This window comes from Actinomycetota bacterium (genome assembly GCA_036280995.1).
Classification (GTDB): domain Bacteria; phylum Actinomycetota; class CALGFH01; order CALGFH01; family CALGFH01; genus CALGFH01.
On sequence record DASUPQ010000574.1, the window covers coordinates 1 to 2,486 of the forward strand.

Consider the following 2,486-nt stretch of genomic DNA (forward strand, 5'->3'; position numbering starts at 1 on the left):
GACGGCGGTGCTTGGGTGAAGCATAGAGGCGGCTCAGGTACGAGCCGTCGGTCAGCCGCTCGCGGCAGGGCAGCACCTGGTTCTTGCGCACCCGCCAGAGCAGGACCGCACCCGAAGCGGCGGCCGTCCGCCACAACTCGAAGCCGACAAAGGCCCGGTCGGCCAGGCACAACATGTCAGGCTGCAGCTGCTGCAACAGCTCAAGCGCCAGATGGGCCTCGCTGACCTGATACCGGTCGAGGGCAGCGGCAAAGATCGCATGGGTGCCGGTCTCGGCCAGCGTGAGCAGGCGCAGCTGCGGAAAGCTGCTGCTGCCGCGCGATGCCGCTGGGCGGCCGAAGCGCTCTTCCAGTTCCGGCGTGTCGGCCAGGTCGATGGTGGTACCGTCCAGGCCGACCAGCCGGCGTCCCCGGTACCAGGCCCCCCGCGTGTCCGGCTCGGCCAGCGGGCGCGCCACGCGGGCGAACAGCTGCTTGAGCGGGCTGGCGCCGAGCCGGATCCGCGCCTTGGTGATGGCGGACTTGTCGGCCAGGGCCGGATCCGCCCCTTTCAGCCGCAACCAGCGCACGCCCTCGAGCAGACAGCGCAGGACCTCGCCATAGGAGGCCTGGGCATAAAGCGCCAGGGCCATGACGTAGTAGACCACCAGCCGCGCCGGCAGCTGCCGCTGGCGCCGGCTCTGCCGGCCAGTGTCGGCCAGCACGGCGTCGATCAGCCCGGCGGGGACGGTGGTGGTCAGCACGCCCAGGGTAACGTAATCGCTGAGCCGGGTGCCGTTCGGCAGACGCGCCGGGGTTCGCGCCATCGCCGTTGCCTCTCCCTGTCTGAGACAGGCAGATACCAGCCACGAAGCGGCATTAAGTCAACGGTATTGCTGTTAGCCCGGATTTCCCATTTGACCTCGAACGCGGCTGACACTCGGTGGCGATTCTGCTAGCCGAATCAGCAGCGTAGCGGTGATCAGGCGGGCGTGCGATGGCGGACGCGGCGGGTGAAACGAGAAAACCCCTGCGGGTCGCCTTCGACCGCCGCCTCAAGCTCGAGTTCCACGGCGCCAGGATCACCTCCGACGGCGGCCTGCTTGCGTATCGCGAGCTGGACGACGCCCTCGGCCTGACCGCGACGGCCGTCTCGGCCCTCGCCGAGGGCCGGCGCGGCAAGAACATCCGCCACCGGCTGCTCGGTCTGTTGCGGCAAGCGGTCTACGGCCGGCTCGCCGGCTACGAGGACGTGAACGACGCCGAACGGCTCGCCCGCGACCCGGCGATGCGCGCCATCGTCGGCCGCGAAGGGCTCGACCGGCCGGCCGCGTCGGGCAGCGAGATGGGCCGCTTCGAGACCGAGTGGCTGGCCACCGAGGCCAACCTCGCCGCGCTCACGGACCTGTCCGGCAGCTGGATCGACCGGGTGCACGCGCGCCGACCGCCCGACGGCATCATCTTGGACATGGACAGCTCCGAGAGCCCGACCTACGGCGAGCAGGGGGGCTCGGCTTGGAACGGCCACTTCCGCTGCTCCTGTTACCACCCGCTGTTCGTCTTCAACCAGTTCGGCGACCTCGAGCGCTGCCTGCTGCGGCCCGGCAACGTCCACAGCGCCGACGCGTGGCGCTCGGTGCTGGTGCCGGTGATCGCCCGCTACCGCGGCCGGGGCTTCGTCCTCTACTTCCGCGGCGACGCGGCGTTCGCCAAGCCCGAGCTGTACGAGCTGCTCGAGGTCGAGGACATCGGCTACGCCGTCCGGCTGCCGGCCAACCCGGTCCTGCAGGAACGGATCGGCCACCTGCTGACCCGGCCCGTCGGCCGCCCGCCGAAGAGGCCGCAGGTGTTCCACGCCAGCTTCACCTACCAGGCCCAGAGCTGGGCCAAGCCGCGGCGGGTGGTGGCCAAGGTCGAGTGGCACCAAGGCGAGCTCTGCCCGCGGATCGGGTTCATCGTCACCAACCTGACCCGACCAGCCGAGCGGGTCAGCAAGTTCTACAACGGCCGCGGCACGGCGGAGCAGTGGATCAAGGAGGGCAAGAACGCGCTGCGGTGGACCCGGCTGTCCTGCCGCGCCTTCCGGGACAACGCGGTGCGGCTGCAGCTGTTCGCGCTCGCCTACAACCTGGCCAACTTCCTGCGCTCGCTCGTCTTGCCGAACGAGGCGGCGCAGTGGTCGCTCACCACCTTGCGCGAGAAGCTCGTGAAGATCGGCGCCCGGATCGTGCGCCACGGCCGCTATGTGGTCTTCCAGCTCGCGGAGGTGGCGGTGCCGCGAGCATTGTTCGCCGCGATCCTGCGCCGGATCGCTCGCTTGCGGGGACCGCCCGTGGCGGCGGCCTGAGGGGAGCGAGCGATGAGGCAGGCGAAGCCGAGGGGAGAGCTGTGCGCCGAAGATCGACCAGCAGGGCCAAAGCGGCCCGGACCGGGCTGCAGGCCGGGTCCAGCGGCTCTTCTCACCCGAGATAAACCGCCGGGCATGCCTTCCCGTTGACCGAAGATCAG

2 protein-coding genes are annotated in these 2,486 nt (G+C 70.2%); one reads left to right on the forward strand and one right to left on the reverse strand.

Going from position 1 to position 2,486, the window contains the following annotated elements; genetic code table 11:
• Positions 1–805, reverse strand: an 805-nt coding sequence (locus VF468_19280; protein HEX5880433.1) for an IS4 family transposase, incomplete at its 3' end; no start/stop codon positions are given.
• Positions 806–975: 170 nt separating this feature from the next.
• Here VF468_19280 and VF468_19285 point away from each other — a divergent pair.
• Positions 976–2,325, forward strand: a complete 1,350-nt coding sequence (locus VF468_19285) for an IS1380 family transposase (protein HEX5880434.1) — start codon at positions 976–978, stop codon at positions 2,323–2,325.
• Positions 2,326–2,486 lie beyond the last annotated feature (161 nt).